The organism is Gordonia insulae (assembly GCF_003855095.1).
Classification (GTDB): Bacteria; Actinomycetota; Actinomycetes; order Mycobacteriales; family Mycobacteriaceae; genus Gordonia; species Gordonia insulae.
Map to the genome: position 1 here is coordinate 2,891,652 of NZ_CP033972.1, position 23,129 is coordinate 2,914,780.

The 23,129-nt window shown below is 68.5% G+C and carries 19 protein-coding genes and 1 tRNA gene; 9 read left to right on the forward strand and 11 right to left on the reverse strand.

The window, feature by feature from the left end:
- The first annotated feature begins 40 nt into the window (after window positions 1-40).
- Entirely contained in the window at window positions 41-2,206 is a 2,166-nt protein-coding gene (locus D7316_RS13205) for a RecQ family ATP-dependent DNA helicase (RefSeq protein WP_124708651.1), read from the forward strand.
- Window positions 2,207-2,225: 19 nt separating this feature from the next.
- On the opposite strand, the gene D7316_RS13210 is transcribed toward D7316_RS13205, so the two are convergent.
- On the reverse strand, window positions 2,226-2,654 hold the full coding sequence (locus D7316_RS13210; RefSeq protein ID WP_124708652.1) for an HIT family protein: 429 nt from the start codon (window positions 2,652-2,654) through the stop codon (window positions 2,226-2,228).
- A 243-nt stretch (window positions 2,655-2,897) separates the two neighbouring features.
- Between D7316_RS13210 and D7316_RS13215 the strand changes: the two genes are divergently transcribed.
- Entirely contained in the window at window positions 2,898-3,899 is a 1,002-nt protein-coding gene (locus tag D7316_RS13215) for a DNA adenine methylase (RefSeq protein WP_124711318.1), read from the forward strand.
- 32 nt (window positions 3,900-3,931) lie between these two features.
- Complete coding sequence (locus tag D7316_RS13220) at window positions 3,932-4,771, forward strand: hypothetical protein (protein ID WP_124708653.1); 840 nt, start codon at window positions 3,932-3,934, stop codon at window positions 4,769-4,771.
- A 3-nt stretch (window positions 4,772-4,774) separates the two neighbouring features.
- Here D7316_RS13220 and D7316_RS13225 read toward each other — a convergent pair whose 3' ends face one another.
- The 5 genes from D7316_RS13225 to D7316_RS13245 all read right to left on the reverse strand — a co-directional run bounded on the left by D7316_RS13225 (window position 4,775) and on the right by D7316_RS13245 (window position 9,517).
- Complete coding sequence (locus tag D7316_RS13225) at window positions 4,775-5,452, reverse strand: DUF899 domain-containing protein (protein WP_124708654.1); 678 nt, start codon at window positions 5,450-5,452, stop codon at window positions 4,775-4,777.
- 65 nt (window positions 5,453-5,517) lie between these two features.
- Window positions 5,518-6,972: a sensor histidine kinase gene (locus tag D7316_RS13230; protein ID WP_197718359.1), complete on the reverse strand. Its 1,455-nt coding sequence runs from the start codon at window positions 6,970-6,972 to the stop codon at window positions 5,518-5,520.
- A 38-nt stretch (window positions 6,973-7,010) separates the two neighbouring features.
- Window positions 7,011-7,736 carry a response regulator transcription factor gene (locus tag D7316_RS13235; RefSeq protein ID WP_124708656.1) on the reverse strand — a complete coding sequence of 242 codons (726 nt, stop codon included), beginning with the start codon at window positions 7,734-7,736 and terminating at the stop codon, window positions 7,011-7,013.
- 115 nt (window positions 7,737-7,851) lie between these two features.
- Window positions 7,852-9,093 carry a winged helix DNA-binding domain-containing protein gene (locus tag D7316_RS13240; RefSeq protein ID WP_124708657.1) on the reverse strand — a complete coding sequence of 414 codons (1,242 nt, stop codon included), beginning with the start codon at window positions 9,091-9,093 and terminating at the stop codon, window positions 7,852-7,854.
- A 22-nt stretch (window positions 9,094-9,115) separates the two neighbouring features.
- Window positions 9,116-9,517, reverse strand: coding sequence for a RidA family protein (locus D7316_RS13245; RefSeq protein WP_124708658.1), 402 nt, complete (start codon window positions 9,515-9,517; stop codon window positions 9,116-9,118).
- 437 nt (window positions 9,518-9,954) lie between these two features.
- On the opposite strand from D7316_RS13245, the gene D7316_RS13250 reads away from it, so the two are divergent.
- On the forward strand, window positions 9,955-13,743 hold the full coding sequence (locus D7316_RS13250; protein WP_124708659.1) for an NACHT and WD repeat domain-containing protein: 3,789 nt from the start codon (window positions 9,955-9,957) through the stop codon (window positions 13,741-13,743).
- Window positions 13,744-13,822: 79 nt separating this feature from the next.
- Here D7316_RS13250 and D7316_RS13255 read toward each other — a convergent pair whose 3' ends face one another.
- A complete protein-coding gene (locus tag D7316_RS13255; RefSeq protein ID WP_124708660.1) occupies window positions 13,823-14,074 on the reverse strand; it encodes a hypothetical protein in 252 nt (83 codons plus the stop codon).
- Window positions 14,075-14,293: 219 nt separating this feature from the next.
- Window positions 14,294-15,841: a carboxylesterase/lipase family protein gene (locus tag D7316_RS13260; protein ID WP_124708661.1), complete on the reverse strand. Its 1,548-nt coding sequence runs from the start codon at window positions 15,839-15,841 to the stop codon at window positions 14,294-14,296.
- Between the two features lie 68 nt (window positions 15,842-15,909).
- On the opposite strand from D7316_RS13260, the gene D7316_RS13265 reads away from it, so the two are divergent.
- The gene (locus D7316_RS13265; RefSeq protein ID WP_124711319.1) at window positions 15,910-16,791 is read left to right on the forward strand and encodes a formylglycine-generating enzyme family protein; all 882 of its coding nucleotides are present in this window, start codon (window positions 15,910-15,912) and stop codon (window positions 16,789-16,791) included.
- 122 nt (window positions 16,792-16,913) lie between these two features.
- On the opposite strand, the gene D7316_RS13270 is transcribed toward D7316_RS13265, so the two are convergent.
- Window positions 16,914-16,988 (reverse strand) — tRNA-Thr (locus tag D7316_RS13270).
- Window positions 16,989-16,992: 4 nt separating this feature from the next.
- On the opposite strand from D7316_RS13270, the gene D7316_RS13275 reads away from it, so the two are divergent.
- The 4 genes from D7316_RS13275 (at window position 16,993) to otsB (ending at window position 21,071) form a co-directional block, all read left to right on the forward strand.
- Window positions 16,993-18,444, forward strand: a complete 1,452-nt coding sequence (locus D7316_RS13275; protein ID WP_124708662.1) for a threonine/serine exporter family protein — start codon at window positions 16,993-16,995, stop codon at window positions 18,442-18,444.
- A gap of 136 nt (window positions 18,445-18,580) precedes the next feature.
- The gene (locus D7316_RS27135; protein ID WP_164473785.1) at window positions 18,581-18,742 is read left to right on the forward strand and encodes a hypothetical protein; all 162 of its coding nucleotides are present in this window, start codon (window positions 18,581-18,583) and stop codon (window positions 18,740-18,742) included.
- 5 nt (window positions 18,743-18,747) lie between these two features.
- Complete coding sequence (locus tag D7316_RS13280; RefSeq protein ID WP_124708663.1) at window positions 18,748-20,283, forward strand: alpha,alpha-trehalose-phosphate synthase (UDP-forming); 1,536 nt, start codon at window positions 18,748-18,750, stop codon at window positions 20,281-20,283.
- Window positions 20,280-21,071, forward strand: coding sequence for a trehalose-phosphatase (otsB, locus tag D7316_RS13285; RefSeq protein WP_124708664.1), 792 nt, complete (start codon window positions 20,280-20,282; stop codon window positions 21,069-21,071). Before D7316_RS13280 ends, otsB begins: the two co-directional genes overlap by 4 nt.
- Window positions 21,072-21,124: 53 nt before the next feature.
- On the opposite strand, the gene D7316_RS13290 is transcribed toward otsB, so the two are convergent.
- Together D7316_RS13290 and D7316_RS13295 are read right to left on the reverse strand one after the other, a co-directional pair.
- Window positions 21,125-22,261 carry a zinc-binding metallopeptidase family protein gene (locus D7316_RS13290; protein ID WP_124708665.1) on the reverse strand — a complete coding sequence of 379 codons (1,137 nt, stop codon included), beginning with the start codon at window positions 22,259-22,261 and terminating at the stop codon, window positions 21,125-21,127.
- 4 nt (window positions 22,262-22,265) lie between these two features.
- Window positions 22,266-23,078, reverse strand: coding sequence for a transglutaminase-like domain-containing protein (locus D7316_RS13295; RefSeq protein WP_124708666.1), 813 nt, complete (start codon window positions 23,076-23,078; stop codon window positions 22,266-22,268).
- Between the last annotated feature and the right edge of the window lie 51 nt (window positions 23,079-23,129).

The window sequence follows — 23,129 nt, forward strand, 5'->3', positions numbered from 1 at the left end:
GCCACGTGCCGGTGTCACCGCAGCCCGATAGGTTGGCGTCATGTCCTCTTCTTCCGCATCGGTCGCCCTGTCCGCCCAGCAACGCGAGGCCGCCGACCGGGTGATCGAGAGCCTGGCCGGTCCCGGTGCCCGTCTGCGCGACGATCAGCTCACGGCGGTGTCTGCGCTGGTCACTCCGGCCGGCGCCGGGAGCGGAGCGAGCGGGCCGATCGCTGCCGCACGGGTCCTGGTGGTGCAGGCGACCGGGTGGGGGAAGTCGGCCGTGTACTGGTCGGCCACCGCGATCAGTCGCGCCGCCGGCGGCGGCCCGACCCTCATCGTCTCGCCCCTGCTGTCACTGATGCGCGATCAGGTGAGCGCCGCCGAGCGGGCCGGGCTGCGGGCGGCGACGTTGAACTCGTCGAACTTCGACGAGTGGTCGGCGATCGAGGGCGAACTGCGTTCGGGTGAGCTCGACGTTCTGCTCGTGTCGCCGGAGCGACTGGCCAATCCCGGGTTCGGGCGTCGGGTGCTGGACGCCCTCGCCGGTCAGCTGGGGTTGCTGGTGATCGACGAGGCGCATGCGATCTCGGACTGGGGCCACGATTTCCGGCCCGACTATCGCCGGGTCTCGGATGTGTTGCAGACGCTGAATCCGCAGACGCCCGTGCTGGCGACAACGGCGACCGCCAATGCGCGGGTGACCGAGGACGTCGCCGCCCAGCTGGGCGGAGGAGGCGAGCCCGGTCCCGGCGGCGGGCACACCCTGGTTCTGCGTGGGTCGCTGGCCCGGAAGTCCCTACATCTCAACGTCATCGATGACCTGTCGCCCATCGAGCGCTACGGCTGGGTGGCACAGTACCTGCCCAGCCTGCCCGGGTCGGGCATCGTCTACGTGCTGACGGTCGCGGATGCGGACCGCCTGGTGGATGCGATCCGCGCGGTGCACGGCGCCGACTATCCGGTGGCCGCCTATACCGGGCAGCTCGACGGCGACAGCCGACATCGTCTCGAGGACGCACTGCTGCGCAATCAGGTCAAGGCGCTGGTGGCGACGTCGGCACTCGGGATGGGTTACGACAAACCGGATCTGGGGTTCGTGGTGCATGTCGGTTCGCCGCCGTCGCCGGTCTCGTATTACCAGCAGGTCGGTCGTGCGGGCCGTGCCCTCGACGACGCGGTGGTGATGCTGCTGGCATCCCGCGCCGACGACGCGATCTGGGAGCACTTCGCCACCGCGACCATCCCGGACCCCGATCGGATGCGTGTCCTGCTCGACACCCTGGGTGCCGCCGACGGCCCGATGTCGGTGCCGCAACTGGAGTCATCGACCGGATTCCGCAGGGGGCGAGTGGAATTGATGCTGAAGCAGTTGGCCGTCGACGGCGCCACCGAACGCGGTCCGGACGGCTGGGAGTCGACCGGCAGGCCCTGGACCTACGACCAGGAGCACTACGACGGGGTCCTGGCCGTCCGGCGCCGGGAGGCCGACATCATGCGTGCCTACGTGTCGGGACGCGAATGCCTCATGCAGCTGCTGACATCGTCGCTCGACGACCCGGCGGCAGAGCCGTGCGGTCGCTGCTCGGTCTGCCGCGGGCAACTCACCGAGCCGCTGTCCGCGGAGGTGGCGGACGACACCGTCCGGGCGATCACCGGTGCGCTGCGGCGCTCGGCGCTGCTGTTGGAGCCGCGAAAGATGTGGCCCGGCGGCGCATTCGGCACCCGGGGGCGGATCGCGGCCGGGCTGGCGGCCGAACCCGGGCGGGTGCTCGCGCACGCCGATGCACCCGAATGGGCCGAACTGTTGGCCGCCGCACGACGTGGCGACGAGCAGGCCATGACGGACCTCGGAGATGCCGCGGTCGCGACACTGTCGGCGTGGGTGCGCGACGGCGGGCGCCGGCCGGACGTCATCGCGTCGCTACGGCTGACCGGGACCGTGCTGGCCGACAAGGTCGCCGACCATCTGTGCGAGGTCGGGCGCCGACCGCGGCTGTCGGTTCCCGTGCGCTCCGGCGATGGACCCGGGCGCGATGCGACCGGGGCGACCGAGGCGGTGTATTGGCGCGAGCATCTCGGCGAGATGCCCGACGTCGCGGGGCAGACCGTACTGCTCGTGGTCGACGAGACCTCGTCGGGCTGGCCGATCACGCTGGCCGCGGCGGCGCTGCGCGAGGCGGGCGCGGACGCGGTCCTCCCCTTGCTGATCCATCGGACGGTCTAGCCGGAACTCGTCGCAGGGGTCAGGCGTCGGCGACGTACTCCCCGTAGCCGGTGTCGCGCAGCGCGGTGCGGATCTTCTCGGCGACGGCATCGAGCTCGGCCGGATCGGGATCCTTCTGGGCGTTACCGAGGTCGAAGGCGTCCATGCTCTCGAGGGGGAACACGTGGATGTGCACATGCGGCACCTCCAGTCCGGCGATCATCGTGCCGACGCGCGACACCCCGAAGGCCTCCTTGACCGCTCGGCCGACCTTCTGCGAGACGTCGGCGAGGTGTACGTAGGAGGCCGTGTCCATCTGCTCCCAGTGATCGACCTCCTTGCGCGGCACCACCAGCACGTGGCCGGGCGTCACCGGGTTGATGGTGAGGAATGCGACGGCCTGACCGTCCTTCCACACGAATCGGCCGGGCAGTTCTCCATTGATGATCATCGAGAAGACGGAAGCCATGGCCGCCAGTCTAGGAGTGTTGTCGGCGAGGTTGTCGGAGGACCGTGACATCCTTTTCCTGTGAGTCGACCAGAGTTCAACGCAGCGGGCGCAGCGAGCGGGCCGATTCGTCACGGCGCCGGGAGCGCAGCGAGCGGGCCGATTCGTCACGGCGCCGGGAGCGCAGCGAGCGGGCCGATTCGTCACATAGCCGGGTCGGCGGATGTCGTGGCGAAGGCCCAGGGCTTTCCGCGGCTGCGGTACATGGGCTCCAAGTATCGGCTGCTGCCTCACCTCGAACGCACCTTCGCCGAGATCGGCGGGGCCACCGCGGTCGACGCCTTCTCCGGCTCGGGGGTGGTGTCCTACCTGTTGAAGGCCCAGGGTTTCCAGGTGGTCAGCAACGACTTCCTGACGTTTCCGCACATCATCACCCGGGCAACGGTCGCGAACTCCAGCATCCGGCTCGAACCCGACCTCGTCGAGGAGATCTGCGGGCCGCCCGCCGACGACCGCGACTTCATCCGGTCCACCTTCGACGGTTTGTACTTCACCGCCGAGGACCGTGAGTTCCTCGATTCCGCGTGGTCCCACATCGACCGGCTGCGCGGCTATCGGCGGGATCTGGCGATCTCGGCGCTGGTTCTGTCGGCGGCCCGCAAGCAGCCGCGCGGGGTCTTCACGTTCACCGATTCGTCGCGCTACGCCGACGGCAGGCGCGACCTGCGGATGTCGTTGCGCGATCATTTCCGGTTGCGCTCGGCCGCCGAGTACAACGCGACGGTGTTCAGCAACGGGAAGTCGAATCGCAGTGTCAGTGGCGACATCTTCGATCTGGACCTGTCCTCGCTCGACGGCCCGCCCGACCTGGTCTATCTCGACCCGCCCTACGCGCCGCCCACCGACGACAACGACTACATCAAGCGCTATCACTTCCTCGAGGGACTGTCCGCCTACTGGCGCGGCATGACGATCATGGAGCACACGAAGACCAAGAAGCTGACCAAGCGGTACACGCCGTTCGCGTACAAGCACACGATCGAGGACGCGCTGGTGCGGACCTTCGAGCACTTCGAGGACGCTGGTGCGATCGTGCTCTCGTATTCGTCGAACGCGCTGCCCGGCGCGGATCGTATCGTCGACCTGTTGGGCAAGGTGAAGCCCTCGGTGGAGGTGATCGCCATCGACCACAAGTACAGCTTCGGCACCCATGTCGCGGCCACCCGCCGCGATGTGAGCGAGTACCTGTTCATCGGCCGCGATTGAGTTGACCGCCGTGATGATGCGTCGCCGTCGCCATGAGTGATGCCGGGGAGTTCGACACATATCTGAAGGCGTTGGGGCGCTTGACCTCCCACGTTGATCCGACGGCGTCGACGCCGGAGGCGGAGCGGATCATCCAAGCCACCGCCAGCCTGGGTGACATCCTCGACACCGACACCGCGGGCCTGGCCGCCTGGGTTCGTGACCATCCCGCCGACGTCCCGGTCCTCGGGCTGGCCGTCGGGCTGTCCCAGGAGAAGTTGAAGAACGTGCTGCGGGACCGCTTCGGCACCACGGGCTGGCATGGCCTGGCCCGGTCCCGGCCGGTCGACCTCATCACGTGGCTCGATGCCGAGTTCGACCTGGTCCGGATGCTCCGCACGCAACTCGACCGGACGTACACGTTCGCCGACATCCTGGTGGCACGCGCGGGCAGTCGGGTCACCGCAACCCGGGCCGGCGCCTCGGGCCGCCGCATCGAGGACGAGATCGAGGCCATCGCACACGATCTCGGCCTCGACTACACCACCCGATCGCGGTTCACCGGTCGCAACGGTCGCACCGCGCCTGCCGACCTCATCATCGGCGATCCGGACAGGGCCGACATCGTCGTCGCGGCCAAGGGGTTCGACTCGACGGGCAGCAAGCTCACCGACGCCGTCCGAGAGATCGAGGAGATGGCCGAGGTGCGACTCGCGAAGCAGCTCGTTCTGGCGGTGATCGACGGGATCGGCTGGAAGTCACGACAGTCCGATCTCCGCAGAATCCATCAGTTATGGGCGGACCGGCAGATCGACGGCATGTACACGCTGGTGAGTCTCGACCGGTTTCGTGAGGATGTTCGTGAGTTCGCCGTGCTACGGCGGCTCATCTGAGCCTCACTCGCCGTAGAGTCGCGCCACGTCGGGTGAGTCCAGCCAGCCCGCGTACGTCGGTCCCTGCGGCCACCCGTCGGGTGAATCCTGCCACTCCTCCTGACGGCCGTAGGGCAGCACGTCGATGAGCGGAAAGGTGTAGGCCAACTGCTCGGTGCCACGACCGGCCGTGTGCCAGGTGCGGTAGACGGTGTCCCCGTCGCGCAGGAAGACGTTGAGTCCGAAACCCTCACCCGGTGCGGCATCGACGTCGGCGCCGAAGGAGCTCTCCGACGACGAGTACCAGTCCATCTTGTTGCCGACCCGTGCCTTGTAGGCGAGTGCCTCGTCGATCGGCCCGTTGGTGACGATGACGAACCGGGCGTCGTAGTTGGCGAGGAAGTCCAGGCGTACGTACTGCGTGGTCAGGCTCGTGCAACCGCCGCACTGGAATTCGGCGCCGTCGGACCACATGTGGTTGTAGACGATGAGTTGCGATCGTCCGTCGAAGATGTCGGCGAGCCGGATGGGCCCGTCCGGGCCGATCAGCGTGTAATCGGGCATCTCGACGGCAGGTAGCCGTCGTCGTTGCGCGGCGATCGCGTCGAGTTCGCGCGTGGCGGCCTTCTCCCGGACACGCAGTTCGGCGAGCGCATCGCGCCAGGTCTGCTCGTCGACCACCTCGGGCAGTGCATCAGACATGGAGAACTCCTTTTCGTCGTCTCTGCATGCTGACCATCCCGGCGCCCGGAACTCATCGGTTCACGTCATTCGGCGAGTCGCGGCAACCGTACCCAGAACGTCGACCCCTCACCTGGCGTCGAGTCCACGCCGACGGTCCCGTGGTGCGCGTCCACCAACGCCGCGACGATGGAGAGACCGAGTCCGCTGCCGCCACCGCTGTCGCCCCGGTGCCGGGATGCGTCGCCGCGGTAGAACCGCTCGAAGACATGGGAGGCCTCATCGGGTGTGAGGCCCTGTCCGGTGTCGGCGACGGTGAGGAGCACGTCGTCGCGGCCGTTGCCCTGATCGACGCCGACGCCGACGGTGATCGACGCCTCGGCCGGGGTGTGCGCGATGGCGTTGTTGATGAGATTGCGCAGCACCTGCAGCAGACGGGGCGCGTCACCGGACACCATCGGCGGCTCGTCGGACGCACCTACCTCGATGCGGATCTCACGTTGTGGCGCCGCGGCTTTCGCGCTGTGCACCGCGTCCGCCGCGAGGGCCAGCACGTCGACGGGTCCGCTGGCGACCGGCCGCTGCGCGTCGAGTCGCGCGAGCATCAGCAGGTCCTCGACGAGCAGCCCCATCCGGCCGGCTTCCGCGTCGATCCGGCTCATCGCATCTGTCGCGTTCGGCACGCCGCCCTGCTTGTACAGTTCGGCGAAGCCCTTGATGGAGGTCAGCGGGGTGCGCAACTCGTGGCTGGCGTCGGCGATGAAGCGACGCATCTTCGCCTCGGATGCCCTGGCCTGCTGTTCGGAGGCCGCGGTCCGCGCGAACGCCCGCTGGATCTGGCCCAGCATGGTGTTCAGTGATCCGGACAGACTGCCGACCTCGGTGTTCGGCGGGGCCGTCGGGACCCGCATGTTGAGGTTGCCTGCGGCGATCGCGTGGGCGGTCTCCTCCACCCGGCGCAGCGGCCGCAGACTGGACCGGACCAGCAGGTAGCTGAGCACGCCGATGGCGACGACGACGACGGACCCGATGGCGAGCTGCAACCACATCAGTCGGGACAGCGTCGCGTGCACGTCCGACAGCGGTGTCGCGACGACGGATTCGCCGAAGGGGGTGGACGCCTTGACCACCCGCCACTCGGGTCCGGTGCCATCCGCGGATTTCACGGTGACCGGACGCATGGTGCCCGACGGCAGACCGTCGAGGTCGGGTTCGTCGTCGAAGTCGTTGTTGACGATGGTGTCGCCGGTTCCGATGGTGATCATCGAGTAGTACTGCGACGGTGGACGTCTCGGCCCGGGCGGCATGCCCTGGATGGGGGCGCTCGCAGGATCACGGGGGCGCGCCCAGGTCTGCAGGGCGTTGGTGAGCCCTTCGTCGGTGCGCGACAACAGGTCCTGCTTCATCGCCGAGGTGACCGCGAGACCGGACGCGAGCAGACCCAACACGACCAGCACCAGCGTCAGTCCGACGAGCGACACGCGGAGCGGAATGCCCCGGGTGCGTCGTTGCCCGACGTCGGACCGGGTCGTCGGGGACACCGGCCGGTCGTCGTGGCGGGCGGGTGCTGGTGCGTTCGTCACCGGCGAGGCTCACGCATCACATAGCCGACACCGCGCAGGGTGTGGATCAGCCGGGTGTCGCCGGTGTCGAGTTTTCGGCGCAGGTACGACACATACGACTCGACCACATTGACCTCTCCGCCGAAGTCGTAGTTCCACACGTGGTCGAGGATGCGGGGTTTGGACAGCACGGTGCCGGCGTTGACCATGAAGTAGCGCAGGAGAGTGAACTCGGTCGGCGACAGTTGCACGAGCTCACCCGCCTTCCACACCTCGTGGGTCTCGTCGTCGAGCTCGATGTCGGCAAAGGTGATCCGCGACGATTCCTTGGCCTGCTCGTCGAACCCGCTGCGCCGCAGCAACACCTGGAGACGTGCGACGACCTCTTCGAGGGAGAACGGCTTGGTGACGTAGTCGTCGCCGCCGATGGTGAGACCGTTGATCTTGTCCTCGACGGAGTCGCGTGCGGACAGGAACAACGCCGGGGCTGCGACGCCGTCGGCCCGTAGGCGACGCAGCAGACCGAAACCGTCCATGCCGGGCATCATCACGTCGAGGACCAGGACGTCGGGTTTGAAGGTGCGGCAGCGGTCGATCGCGGCCGGGCCGTTCTCCGCGGTCGACACCTCGTAGCCCTGGAATTTGAGCGAAACCGACAGGAGTTCGCGGATGTTCTCCTCGTCGTCGACGACGAGTACCTTTGCGCCCTGACCGGCGCCCTGCCCCTTCACGGATTCGCTCATGCCATCACTCTCTCCCACCAGGCTGCCACGAAACTGGGGCATTGCTGGGAGGTTTCTGTGAATGCCGACCTGCGGCGATGGTCGCTGCCGGAGAGAACGGCGTCGCCGTCGGCGGTCAGCGGCGCATGAAGGGGGCCGGATACCCCGGAGATGGCCGGACGTCGCCGAGCCACTGAGCGAGCCGCTCGGCCTCCTCGGCAAGCGCGCGGGTCGCGGCCCGCGGCAGCTTCTCCAACGGATGCACCTCGATGCGGCCGTCCTCCTTGGATTGCCGCCAGCCGCCGACGATGCGGCCGTCCCACCATGCGGTCTGGCCGCCGTTGCCGTTGCTGTCGAAGACGTGCTCGCGATGCGGTCCCAGATAGAAGTCGCGCTGCTTCCAGCCCATCGTCGTCGGGTCGAGTTCGGGCAGCAGGAAGGCCCGCGGCTCGACGTCGTCGGTCGGATTCGCGTCGGGCCGATCGTCGGGGACGTCGTCGGCCAGCACATAGCCGATGTTTCCGTCGTCGAGGTCGACCTCGACGACGTCGAGCCCGGCCAGTGCGGCCCGAACGGCACGCTTGGTCGAGCCGAGCCACCACACGATGTCGGTCTCGGTGCCCGGCCCGAACGAGCGCAGCCACCGCCGGACCATCGCCCGGTGCCCGTCCTCGATCGTCTCGGCAGGCAACTCCTCACCGAGCCACCGCGACATCGACGACCACGCAGGCCTCGACACATGCCACTGTGACGACCACTCGACCCGCTCGCTGCGCTCCCGGCGCCGGGCAGTGTTCGGTCCGCGCACGATCTCGCCGGCAGCGCTCATCATGTTCAGTACCCGCGGCCCCATCGGCGCCCGCGCCTCCCATTTCGTACCGACGCCGTTCACGACGTAACCGTCGAGGTCCGGGAGACGCTCGCGCAGCTGTGTCGAGGTGCGCAGCCCGCCGTCGGCGAGATCGTCACGGACCGCCGCGCGGGCCGTGTCGATCCAGACGTCCGGGTCGTCGAAGCCGGGACTGCGCCGCAGGTCCCGCACCATGTTGGTGCGCTCTGAAGCGGCGACCCGGGGGCCGACCGCGCCGATCGCATCACCCAGGGTCGGGCGGGTGAACACGAACAGGGTGCGACGCATGGCGAGTTGCTTCACCAGAGTGCGCTCGCGATAGAGCGCGTCGTCCATCGCCTCGGGGGTGAACCCGGCGATGCGCGCCCACGCGGAGAGGTAGACGGTCGACGGGGTGGTCGCGTGGAAGCCGACGAGCGAGTCGGCGAGTTCCGTCACCGACGTCGCGTGGGCGCCGACGCCGAGTCGATGCCGCCGGACCAGGCGGGCGCGGCGCTGGTCGTCGGCGATAGCGGGGCGCGCGGTCATGCGGACAGGCACATTCCGGTCGCTACCCTCGCCCCGGTGCGGCGATCGCCTCGATCTCGACGACCTGCTCGTCGTAGGGCAGCACGGTGACTCCGAGCATCATCGCCGGCGGGATCTCGCTGCCGAACTCGGCGACGACGGCATCCCAGGCGACCGACAGGTCGACCTGAAGTCGTTCCGCGACGTAGATGGTCAGCTTGGCGATGTCAGCCATCGACGCGCCTTGCTCCGCGAGTACGACGGACAGGTTCTGCAGGCATTTGCGGGTCTGCGCGACGACATCTCCCGGCGCCTCCACCACGCCGTCGGCATCGAGGGGACTGATCCCGGCGGTGAAGAGCAGCGGCCCGGGCGCGACGGTCGCGCTGTACGCGAATCCCCCGTCGTGCAGAGCGGCCGATCCGTTCAGACGAACACGCGACATGCGCCTGATCCTACGTCGGCGGGCCGACAGGACAGATCGTCGGCGGGCCGACAGGACAGGTCCTCGGCCGCGAAGGCTGATCGCTGCAGCCGTTGGACGACACGCACCCCCGACCGAGTGGCGTCCGTAGCGCCAAGCGCGTCGTCCACCGGCTGCAGCAGCGCGTTCGATGGCGGTCGGACGCGCTGGGACCAGTTCACTCCGTGCCGACGCAATCATCCAGTCGACGACGCCTCGCCGACCCGAATGCGCTGATCAGGGCCGGATCGAACATTCCGGACCGGACACCCGACAGCATCCGGAGTGCCGGTGACCACCGCTCTGGGCCGCAACAGCCCGCTCGCCGACGTGTTTGTGCTCACGCGCGATGGCGGTGGCGAGGCGGGTGAGCCATCATTGGGCGACATTTGTCGGTCGGGGAATTTCGGTGATGGTGAGTGGACTTCGGTGATGCATTGGCCCGGCTGTTCGTGCAGGCCGGGCGCCCGACGCTGCGTGCGGCAGCATCGCGGTCGACGGTGTCGGCCCAGCGGATCAGCGACTGGCGCAACGGCCGTCATCTGCCCCGCGATTTCACGGTGGTCGAACCGCTGCTGGTGTGGCTCACGGCCCGCGCCGTCGCGGCCGCGGAACCCGACGTGCTGTCCATCCCTGCGTGGCGGGAGCTCTGGGATCAGCGTCTGACGGACGCCGGCGACACGGAGTCCGAGCGGCCGGCGTCGCCGGCGGTCGCTCGCCCGTACGCCGGTCTGGCCACCCTGACCGCGGCCGACAGCGCCCTGTTCTTCGGCCGTGACGATCTGGTCGCGACACTCGTCGACACGATCCTCGGCGCTGCCTGCGCGGCGCGTGGCCCGCGGCTGGTCATCGTGGCGGGCGTGTCCGGGTCCGGGAAGTCGTCGCTGCTCGGCGCAGGCCTCGCCCGCGACCTTCGCCTCGCGACCCCGGTGCGGGCCACGATCACACCGAGTGGGGTGCGCGTCGATGACGACACGCACGTGGACTCCCCGCGATCCGACGAGGCACCGGCCGTCGTCGTGCTCGACCAGTTCGAGGACGTGTTCGCGCTCTCCGACGACCTGGTCGTCGAGAGCATCCGCGCCATCGAGGAGTTGGCCGCCGACACCGTCGTCGTGCTGGGGGTCCGCGCCGACTTCTTCGGCCAGTGTGTCGAGTTCCCGATCCTGGCCCAGGCCTGGCAGTCGCGATGCGTGATCGTGTCGGAGATGTCCGGCGCGCAGCTGCGCGATGTCATCAACGGCCCGGTACGGCTGGCCGGTGGCCGGATCGAATCGGGCCTGCCCGACGTGATGATCGGCGACCTGCACGCCGCGTCCACCGTCGGCGACCGGGCCGGCCGTCTGCCGTTGCTGGCCCACGTCCTCGCCGCGACCTGGTCCCGACGTTCGGGGAACCGGATGACCATCTCCGGCTATCGCGCCGCCGGCGGCATCGCCCGCGCGGTCGCCGACACCGCGGAGACCGCGTGGTCGACGGTAGATCCGTCCGACCGCAACCTCGCGAGAGCCTTGCTGCTCGCACTCGTCCACGTGGGACCGGGCGGGTACGCGCTGCGGGTCCCGCTGCACATGGACACGATCGCGGACCGGTTCCCGTCCCGGATCTCGGCCGTGATCGACATCTTCGCGCAGGCACGGCTGCTCATCGTGGCGTCGGATTCGGTGATGCTCGTCCACGACGTCGTGCTCACCTCGTGGCCGCGGCTCGCGGAATGGATTGCGGCCGACTCCGGAATCCACCTGTGGCGTCAGCAGCTCGACGTCGACACCACGGCCTGGGTCGACACCGCACGCAGCCGGTCATTCCTCTACACCGGTTCGCGGTTGGACACCGCACGCCAGCACCGGGCCGCGTTGCGCCGCAACTATCAGCACCTGCTGTCCGCGGACAGCGAGGCGTTCCTCGATGCCGCCGTCGTCCAGCAGCGACGTCGGCGGGTCGTGCGGATCTGCTCGATCTCTCTCGTCGTGGTGCTGGCGGTGGTCTCCACGATCACCGCCGCCATCGGTTTCCGGCAGGCCCACGACCTCACCCTGCAGCGCAACAGCGCGGAACGATCGGCCCTGCTGTCACACATCGACAGCCTGCAACAGACCAACCCGTCGCTGGCCGCCCGCCTCCTCCTGGTGGCACACAGCCTGTACCCGGACGACCCGACGGTGACCCAGAGGATCCTCGGTGCGGCGACGAGTCCGCTGTCGCAGCCACTGGTCGGGCACACCGGGCCGGTCTACGACGTGACCTTCGACGCCACCGGTGACCGGTTCGCGTCGGCGAGCGGCGACCGCACGGCACGACTCTGGCAGCGCACCGACGGCGGCTCCTACCGATCGGTGGCGACACTCACCGGATATCGGAACTATCTGACGTCCACCGCGTTTCACCCGACGCGACCGTTCCTGGCGACCGGTAGCGGCGACGGCACGGTGAAGGTCTGGGACATCACCACGCCGGACCGCCCGGTTCTCCGGACATCGGTCAGCCCCGGACACGGGACCGTCTACATGGTCCGGTTCGCGCCGGACGGACGCCATCTCGCCGCGTCGTCCGACGACGGGTCGATCACCGTGTTCGCCGTCTCCGACGACGGTGCGCTACGGGAGACCGCGGTGCTCGCCGCGCACGACGGGGCGGCGCGCACCGTGGCCTACAGCCCCGACGGGCGTCTCCTGGCCAGCGGCGGGGACGACCGGGTGGTGCACCTGTTCGACACCCGCGTCGGCGACGTCCCGGTACCGGCCGGCCCGCCGCTGCGAGGTTTTCCCAGCATCACCCACGCCGTCGCGTTCAGCCCGGACAGTCGGACCCTCGCGGTGACCGGTGACAGTCCGAACGCCCAACTCTGGGACGTCGCCGACCCGGCGCGTGCCTTCCCAGTGGCCACCGCACTGCCCAACACCACCGCCGGCTCATGGTCGATCACCTTCGACCCGCGCGGCGACCAGGTGGCGTCCGCACGCGCCGACGGCGCGGTGACGGTGTGGAACACGGTCGACCCGTCGGCCCCGGTCACCCAGTGGAGTCTCCCGTCGTCGTCGGCCCAAGGGGCACCCGAACAAGGATCGGTCCGCACGTTCTCGACGGCGTTCAGTCCCGACGGCTCCACGCTCCTGGTGGGGCGGTCGGATGGCGGCTTCGACCTCTGGCACCTACCGTCCGGCGTCATCCCCGATCGCGGCGGCACCGTCACCGGACTCGCCGACAACACCGACGGCACGATCCTCGCCACCGTCGGGACCGACACGACGCTCAACATCTGGGCCGACGGCCCTGTCGGCTGGACGCGGCACGCGCGGACTCCGATCGAGCGCCGGGTGAACGACCACCCGTCGGTGAGTGTGAATGCGAACGGCACGCAGGCGGCCACCGCGAACAACAACGGCGGTCGAATCCAGCTGTGGGACATCACGAACCACGACGGTCCGACGCCGACCGCGGAGCTGGGGGTGTCGACGCGCTACACGAACGCCATCGCCTACGCCCCGCACGCCGACCTGCTGGCCACCGGTGCCACCGACACGTCGGTGCAGCTGTGGAACACCGCGGACCCACGCCATCCGACGCCCGTCGGTGCGCCGCTGACCGGGCCCGGTGACCTCATCCGCAGTGTCGTCTTCAGCCCGGACGGTCGCCGTCTCGCGGTGTCCTCCGACGACAAACGCACCTACCTCTACGACATCGACGGCGCCGCGAGCGCGGCATCGCCGTCGCCGCCGCCGAGCATGATCATCTCGGACACCACCCCGGCCGCCCGCGCACTGTTCAGCCGCGACGGTCACACCCTGGTCCTGGCCGCCCGGGATCTGACCACCTGGGACGTCCGCGACCATCGCGCCGAACTCCTCTATCGGGAGCCGGACCTACACGCCTCGACCCTGTCGCTCACGCCGTCGCGACTCGTCGTCGGCACGTCCACGCATCACCTGACCACCTACACGCTCACCGACGACGGGCGACTCGCCGACGGGCAGTCCATCGTCCCGCTGATCGCCACCACCGACAGCACCACGACGTGGCAGCTGCCGGATCACATGTCGACCGACGACACCATCATCACCGCCGGCGACGTGACCGGGAGCCTTCATCTCCAGACCACCGACATCCGCACCGCACAACGGTGGGTCTGCGGGTCCACCGCGCCACTGACCGATCCCCAGCGCACGATGTTCCTGCCGCACACCGACATCCCGGACGAGTGTGTCTGAGCGCGGTTCCCGTCGGAGAGACGAGGAACCCGCCGGACCTGAGGCCCGGCGGGTTCCCGATGTGGAGCTCTGCTGACGGTCAGTACTTGGGCAGCAGGGAGAGCGCGATCTCGCCGGCCGGAGCGAGCTCCGGATGGCTGACGGTCGCCCGGTCGATCGCGAGCTTGATGTTGTCGAGCGTCGGCGCGGCGTTCTCGACCGTCGGCTCGACCTTGGGCAGCGGCTCCGCATTCGCCGGCGCGGCCGCCAGGGCGAGTCCGCCCGCCATCGCTGCTCCGGCGATGCCTGCACCGATCACCCGGCGAGTCACAGTGCGTCCCGATTTGCGCATGCTTGTCTCCTTGATTCCCCGGTCCATCCTCGACCGGCTTTCCCCCGGCACCACGGCGCGAGAGTCGTGATGAATGACTGCAGTGTCCCAATGTAGGCGGTCGGCTCCCGGTGGACCCCTGGACATGGGTCAGCTCACAATTTGTTATCCAGAAGCGACAATTGCCAACGGACACTACGCGTTCGACAGTGGCGATCGTCTCCGGTCACCGGACACGGCCTAACGAAAGCTGAGCACCTCGTCACCCCAGGCGCGGCGGATGTCACCGTCGAGGTCGTCGACGACTCGATCGTCGGCGTCGATGACCAGCGTCGCCCGGCCCCGTTCGTCGAAGGCCGGCCAGGCGAGTCCCGGATCTCCGGCCGGATCCCCGACATGGGCGAACGAGGTCCAACGGCTCTGCATGCGTGCGGAGATCTCCTCACCGGTCTTGCGCCCACCGAGCTTGAAGGTGATGTCGCGCGGCCCGGCCACCAGGTTTCCCCATACGTAGGGGAGTTCGGTGGCGTGGGTGGCACCCACCCGCAGCGCCCGCAGCATCCGCGTCGCCCAGTCGAACCGGTAGAGGTAGACCGGCGCGTGGCGGCTGTGCGATTCGGCCAACCACAGCGTCGGCATCCGGAACGCGATGTCGCGGGCCACACCCAGCCCCGCGACCTTGGGCCGCATGCCGGAGTACGCGGAGGTGATCTGCGCGCGGGCCGGCAACGTGACGTCGGGATACTCGGCCATCATCGCGGCGAACATGCGCTCGATGTCGGTCGGCGCGATCGGCATCAGCGGCGACTTCATCCACTTGAACAGTGCCGCCTCGTCCTTGTTGGTCCCGATGAGCAGCGGCACCGACAGCGATTCGCCCGCCCGGAAGACGTCCATCGGATGGCGCGGTACCAGATCGCCGTCGATCACCGGCGCGAACGCGATGGTCCCCGGGTTGTCGGCCGGGACATCGGCGAACGTCGTCATCGTCGCCGCGGTGATGCGGTCGACGTCGAGGCCGTCGGGGCCCGCCCGATCACCCGGCTCGACACCGGCCGCCACCAGGAACTTCTCGGCGACCCGGGCCGAGCGTTCGTGGTCGTACATCGACGTTGCGGGTGAACTCTCCGCGATCGCCCGGTGGAACAGTCCGTCGGCGACGGGCATCGTGAGCAGCGTGGTGACCAGGCCCGCACCCGCCGACTCGCCGAACACGGTCACGTTGTCGGCATCGCCGCCGAACCCGGCGATGTTGTCGCGCACCCAGTTCAGCGCCAGCAGGATGTCGCTGAGCGCGGCATTCGACTCGAAACGCGGCTCGTCCGGGTCGTTGAGAGAGGTCAGGTCGGCGAAGCCGAGCGCACCGATCCGGTAGTTGAGCGTGACCACCACGACGCCACCGTCGACGGCGAGATCGGTCCCGTCGTAGAGCGGCTGACTCCCGCACCCGAAGACATAGGCGCCGCCGTGCAGCCACACCATCACCGGCAGCGGCCGGTGTCCGGTACCGGCGGACGGCCGCCAGATGTTGAGGAACAAGCAGTCCTCGTCCATCACGACATCGTCGCCCAGCGCGATCGCCGGGTTGCGCTCCTGCGGGCACACCGGGCCGAACTCGACGGCGTCGACGACGTCGGTGTGTGCCTCGGGTGGCCGGGCCCGCCGCCACCGGAGATCGCCGACCGGCGGGGCGGCGAATCGGATGCCCTTCCAGACATCGACGCCCGATCCGGTTCTCCCGCGAACGGGCCCGTGACCGGTGGAGACGACAAGCTCATCAGTCGGCATGCGTCCATGGTGGCGGTTCGCGTCGCGTCGCGCGGCCACTACGGCTGTGCCACTACGGTCGAGGGGTGATGCTGACCGACCTGATCTCGCTGCCCGGGGGATCGTTCACGATGGGTTCGGATCGCCACTATCCGGAGGAGCGACCCGCCCACCGGCGTGCCGTCGAACCGTTCGCCGTCGAGCGGCATCCGGTCACCACCGCGCAGTTCGCGGCGTTCGTCGAGGACACCGGGTACGTGACCGTCGCCGAGGAGTCCATCGACCCCGCCGACTTCCCCCGCGCCGACCCTGCCGAGTTGGTGCCCGGCTCACTGGTGTTCACCCCGACAGATGGCCCGGTCGACCTACGTGACTGGCAGCAGTGGTGGCGCTGGCAGCCCGGTGCGTCGTGGCGCGATCCCGGCGGGGGCGTGCCCGTCGACGAGCGCGCCGACCATCCCGTCGTGCACATCGCATATCGGGATGCCGCGGCCTACGCGGACTGGGCGCGACGGCGCCTGCCGACGGAAGCGGAATGGGAGTACGCGGCGCGCGGCGGGGCCGCGGGCCTCGACTTCGCGTGGGGTGACGAACTCCGGCCCGACGGTCTGGACATGGCGAACACCTGGAAGGGCCGGTTCCCCTACGACAACCAGGGCTGGGGTTCCACCTCGCCTGTCGGCACCTACCCGCCCAACGGTTTCGGCCTGGTCGACATGATCGGCAACGTCTGGGAGCGTTGTGTCGATGTCTACGTGCCGCGACATGTCGTGCCCGGCACCCCCGCCGTCGAGGCGGACGGTCGGCCGGATCTGCTGGCCCCGACGACGTCCCCACGGGTCATGCGCGTCACCAAGGGTGGCTCGCACATCTGCGCGCCGGAGTATTGCCGACGGTATCGGCCGGCCGCACGGTCGGCGCAGTCCGACGACTCCGCGACGTCGCATCTCGGCTTCCGATGTGTGATCTGAGCGTGGGTCCGGTCCGAAGTGATCTGCGTCGGCAGACTGCCGCGAATGAGACTGCTCACAACCCGGAACACGGGTGCGCCCCGGGACCGTTCCTTTCACGGCTCAGCGTCGAGGACCGTTCGTGGAGCCCCCTGTCAGGATTGAACTGACGACCGCTCGCTTACAAGGCGAGTGCTCTACCACTGAGCTAAGGAGGCCTGCGTGCGCGAGTATATCGGCCGTGCATTGGGGTTCTTGAACCCCGTCCGGCTGATCGGTGACAGTCACGCGACGATCGACACCATCGAGCCCGGCAGCATCATGGTGTCGCCGCGCAAGCCGATCGACCGGTTCGATGTCGCGGCGATGACCGAGGTCCTCGATCTCGCGACCAAGATCGGTGCGGTGCTCCTCGACTCGGGGACCGCGGCCATCGACACGCAGCAACAGATCATCTTCGTCTGTGGCGTCTACGGTCTCGAGGACGTCGACGTCGACGTCACCTACAACACGATCCAGGTCAGTGCCCGCCGCGGTGCGACGCTCCCGCCGATCACCACGATGGAGCAGGTCTACTACCGGTCGATGGACTTCACCCGGCTGGCCCAGATCGACCGCCTGGTGCGGCGCATCCGCGACATGGCGCTCACCCCGTCGACGGCCCACCGGATGGTCGACGAGATCATCACCGCACCGCACCCCTACCCGCACTGGGTGGCGACCTGCGCATGGGGGCTGATGGCCTCGGGTATCTCGGTGCTGCTCGGTGGTCGGATCCTGGTGGCGGTGCTCGCGTTCCTCACCACCGTGGCGATCGTGACCATCAACCGCCGCCTCAACCGCATCGGCACACCGGTCTTCTTCCAGCAGACCATCGGCGGCTTCATCGCGGTGGTCCCCGCCGCGGTGACCTACGGGCTGTCCGAAGAACTCGGCATCTCCATCCAGCCGTCCCAGGTCATCGCCGCCGGCATCGTCGTGCTGCTGTCCGGACTGTCGTTGGTGGGCTCGGTGCAGGACGCCATCACCGGCGCCCCGATCACCGGGGTCGCGCGATTCTTCGAGGTGTTGCTGATGACCGGCGGGATCATCGCCGGTGTCGGTGTCGCCATCCGACTGCTGGAGGGAACCGTCGGCATCTACCTGCCGACCATCGACACGACGACGAGTTTCGGTGCCGTCGACATCGCCCCCCGCATCTTCGCCGGCGCCGTCGCGGCGCTTGCCTATGCGCTGGCCAGCTACGCCGAGCGCCGGGCGCTGCCGGTGGCATTCCTGGGCGGCCTGATCGGCGCGACCATCGTCGCGGCGGCGAGCTTCACCACGGTCGGCGACGTCATCGCCAACGGTGTGGCGGCTGCCTCGGTCGGCCTGGTCGGTGGTCTCCTCGCCCGCCGCGCGCTGACCCCGCCGCTGGTCGTCGCGGTCGCCGGCATCACTCCCCTGTTGCCCGGTCTCGCGATCTACCGCGGGCTCTACGGCATCCTCGGCGACCAGACCCTCGACGGCTTCACGTGGGTCGCCAGTGCCCTGGCGATCAGCTGTTCGCTGGCCGCCGGCGTCACGCTCGGTGAGTTCATCGCCCGCTCGTTGCGCCGGCCTCAGCTCCCCGTCCGACCCGCCTGGATGTCGATGCTGCGCCGCAACCGTCTCCAGGGATACCGCCGGCGTTAGGACGTGCCCCGCAATTCCGCCCGCGGGCTCACCGGGCCGAGCAGGTAGAATGGGGTGTCGCGTGCGCCACAAGCGTGCACGCGCGCTGTCGTCGGCCACCGCCGATGGCAGACCGATGTGAAGCAGAAGGACTCGAATGCCTGCGAAGACCACCGACATCCCCGACGACGAGTTGGAGCCGGTAGCCGACGAGACCGCCATCTCGGCGCGCCGCGTCGTCGCCGCGTACGCGACCGACGCCGACGAATGCCGGATGCTCCTTTCCATGCTGGGGATCGCACCGGGCGAGAACGCCTGACACGCATGGCGGAGTCCGGGCACGTTTCCAACGGCGGGACTGCCGCCGAACAGCATGTCGGTGACGCGCAGTTCGTCGTCGTCGCGAACAGACTTCCGGTCGACAAGGAGGTGCTGCCCGACGGCACCGTCCGATGGAAACGCAGTCCTGGTGGCCTGGTCACCGCCCTCGAACCCATCCTCCGGTCACAGACCGGCGCCTGGGTCGGCTGGTCGGGCATCGCCGACTCGGTCGACAACCCGGACATCGAGGGTGTCGACATCCATGCGGTGCCGCTCTCGACCCGGGAGATCGCCGAGTACTACGAGGGCTTCTCCAACGCCACTCTGTGGCCGCTCTATCACGACGTCATCGTCAAGCCCGAATACCACCGCGAGTGGTGGAACACCTATGTCGAGGTGAACCGCCGATTCGCCGAGGCGACCGCCAAGGCGGCGGCGCACGGCGCGATCGTCTGGGTGCAGGACTACCAGTTGCAGCTCGTCCCGAAGATGCTCCGGATGCTGCGGCCCGACCTCAAGATCGGGTTCTTCCTGCACATCCCGTTCCCGCCCGTCGAGCTGTTCATGCAGAACCCGTGGCGGACCGAGATCGTCGAGGGCCTCCTCGGCGCCGACCTCATCGGATTCCATCTACCCGGTGGGGCACAGAACTTCCTCTTCCTCGCCCGTCGGCTGGCCGGTCAGGCCACCAGTAAGGGAACCGTCGGCGTGCGGTCCAGGTTCGGCGTGGTGCAGGTCGGCTTCCGCACCGTCCGCGTCGGCGCCTTCCCCATCTCGATCGACTCCGGTGAGCTCGACCAGAAATCCCGCTCCAAGGAGATCCGCAGGCGCGCCGCCGAGATCCGCGAGGAACTCGGCAACCCGAAGACCATCCTGCTCGGCGTCGACCGCCTCGACTACACCAAGGGCATCGACGTGCGGCTCAAGGCGTTGTCGGAGCTCTTGGCGGAGAAGCGCATCGATCCCGAAGAGACGGTGATGATCCAGCTGGCGACACCGAGCCGTGAACGTGTGGACAGTTACGTCAAGATGCGCTCGGGGATCGAGCAGCTCGTCGGCAACATCAACGGCGCGTACAGCAGTGTCGGACAACCGATCGTGCAGTACGTGCATCGTGCGGTCCCCCGCGAAGATCTGATCGCCTTCTTCGTGGCCGCCGACGTCATGCTCGTGACCCCGCTCCGGGACGGCATGAACCTGGTCGCCAAGGAGTACGTGGCCTGCCGCAGCGACCTCGGCGGATCGCTGGTGCTCAGTGAATTCACCGGCGCCGCAGCCGAATTGCGCACCGCCTACCAGGCGAACCCCTACGACCTCGACGGCGTGAAAGATGCCATCGTCGCCGCGATCGAGCAGACCCCGCACGAGGGACGACGGCGCATGCGCGCACTGCGCAGGCAGGTTCTCACGCACGATGTGGCCAAGTGGGCGGAGAGCTTCCTGGGGACCCTCGCATCGGTGTCGGAGACCGCATCCGACGCCAACCGCGGTGTCCACCTCGTCGACGGCGGTGACGTGTCCGCCGATCGGGACGCATGAGCGCCACCGGAATTCCGACCGAGCTGCGCGAGGCGCTGCTGGCCGCCGCACGAGTGCCCCGGCTGTTGCTGTCGTCGGACTATGACGGGTGCATCTCGCCGCTGGTGTCCCGGCCGGAGGACGCTGTTCCCAACCCGGCATCGGTCGCCGCCATCGAAGCGGCGGGTGCGCTGGCCGACACCGCTGTCGCGGTCGTGTCGGGACGTGAGCTGGCCGTACTCGCCGAGTTGTCCGGACTGCGGGTGCCGGTGACGCTGGTGGGCAGCCACGGCAGTGAGTTCGACACCGGATTCGCCGTCGAGATCACGAACGAGCACCGCGAGCTGCTCGGTCGGATCACCGACGAACTGCGCACCATCGCAGCCGAACACCCGGGCACGCGAGTGGAGACCAAACCGGCGAGCGCCGTCCTGCATGTACGCAACGCCGCGCCCGACGATGCGGAGACCGCGTTGCAGCGTGCACGCTCGGGCCCGGCGACCTGGCCCGGCGTGGAGGTGACCGAGGGCAAGGCGGTCGTCGAACTCGCCGTCATCGAGACCAGCAAGGGACTCGCCCTCGACGTCCTGCGCGATCGGTTCGGCGCCGACGCGGTGATCTACCTCGGCGACGACGTCACCGACGAGAAGGCGTTCGCCCACCTGCACACGGAGACCGGCGACGTGAGCATCAAGGTCGGCACGGGTGACACCACCGCCGCCTATCGCATCGAGGACACCGACGACGTCGCCACCGTGCTCGAGTTCGTCACCGCCCGCCGTCGGGAGTGGTTGGCGGACAACGCCTGAGTCGATCCGCGATCGAGATCGTCCGGGCTACCGGAAGCGGTCTCGATACGCGGTCAGTCCGTTCGCGCCACTCGACCCGCGGACACGGTGCGGGTGTCGACCAGCGGATCGGGCGCGTCCACCCGCTTGGCGGACTCGCGGACGACACGGTGCACGAAACCGAGTTTGCGAACCACCGGCTGCGGGATGTCGAACGGGTAGAGCGGCCGGCGCCCCATCGCCGCGTTGACCCGGTTGAACATGGTGGACAACCACTTCCAGTCGTAGAGCAGCCGCTCGATGGGCTCGTCGGCGTAGGAGTCCAACGGCACGATGTCGCGGTCCATGGTGAACCGGACCTGATCGCTCTCGAGCATCAGACCGGATTCACGCGCGGTGTCGATGGTTCCGGTGATGTGTAGATAGTGGGCGAAACACTCGGCGAAGTCCTCCCACGGGTGCATGGTGGCGTACTCGGAGATGTAGGAGTCCCGCCAGTTCCGAGGCGGACCGAACTTGTAGTGGCGGTCGATCGCATCGGCGTAGCTGGTCCGCTCATCGCCGAAGATCTCTCGGGCCTTGTCGAGATATTTCGTTGCGCCATAACCGGTTTCGACCAGGACATGCTCGTAGTAGTGGCCGACCTCGTGACGGAAGTGCCCCAGCATCGTCCGGTAGGCCTCCCCCAGATCGACTCGGAGTCGCTCGCGGTAGGCATCCAGTGATTCGGCGAGGTCGATGGTGATCACACCGTTGGCATGTCCGATCATCACCTGCCGACCGGTGGTCTGGCTCGACAGGAGGTCGAAGGCCAGTCCGCCCTCGGATCGCCAGAACGGCTCGACGGGCAGCCCGAGGTCGGCGACCTGATAGATCAGCATCCGCAGGTCGCGCGTCGTCGAGTTCAGCTTCTCGATCGCGATCGTGTCGTCGGTGTCCGGGTGCCGGCGAACCAGTGAGCCCGGAAAACACCTGCCCCGGAGACCGATCGAATCGTCGTCGACCTCCGCGAGGGTCATCCAGTTGCACCCGGTGTCGTCCCAGTTCGCGCACCGGACCCAGCGGCTGCCCTCGACGTCGATGCCCTCCTCGGGGGCCACGACGAGCGAGCGCGACGGTAGGTGCACCCCGACTGTCGTGCCGCATTCCGGGCACTGCTGATTGACGAAGCCCGACAATGCGTTGCAGATCGGGCACGTGAGTGCGTGCATGGCCTCAGCCTATGCTGATGCGGTCCCTGCCGGTGTCGGTCGGGAGATCACCGTCGACGGTGGCCATGACCTTGTAGTAGTTCAGGTTGATGGTGCCGCGATGGTTGTCGAGGAACGCGGTGTCGGCCGCGTCGCGCCCGGTGGAGATCCGCACCAGGCTCTGCCGCGGGGCGAGTCGGGTGGCGTCCACGGCGACCCACTCGTCGTCGATGATCGCCTCGGCCACGGCATGGAAGTCCATCGGGTCACAGCCGGGCGCGTAGACGGCGACCAGTCGGGCCGGGATGTTGAGCGCGCGCAGCAGTGCGACGACGAGGTGTGCGTAGTCGCGGCACACCCCCGCGCCGGCGAGCAGGGTGTCGGCGGCGCCGTCGATCGGATCGCTGGCACCCGGGATGTAGCTCAGCCGGTCCTCGACGTAGTCGGTGACCTGGTTGAGCAGCTCACCCGGTGGGAGGCTGGTGTCGAACTGGCCCGCGGCGAAGCCGAAGAACTTGTCGCACTCCGCATATCGACTGGGGCGCAGGTAGGTCGAGCGGTCGGTGGTGCTCACCGGGATCGGGTCGGCGGGGGTGGTGACGATCGCCGAGTAGTCGATCACGACGAGACCGGACTCCACGTTCAGACGATGGATGCGGCTGCCGTGCTCACCGACGATCTCCTCGAGTTCGGCCGGTTTGTCGTCCACGGTGACCTTCAGTTCCTCGGTCATGGAGAGGCCGGGGAGCTTCGCGACGGTGACCTGCATCTCCAGTTCGGTGGCGGCGGAGACATACACCTCGAGGGCGGCAGAGACGTGACGCGGGGCTGTGGTCATGCCACCACGGTAGGTCATCCGGCCACGGTGTTCGCGTCGGGCAGCACCTGC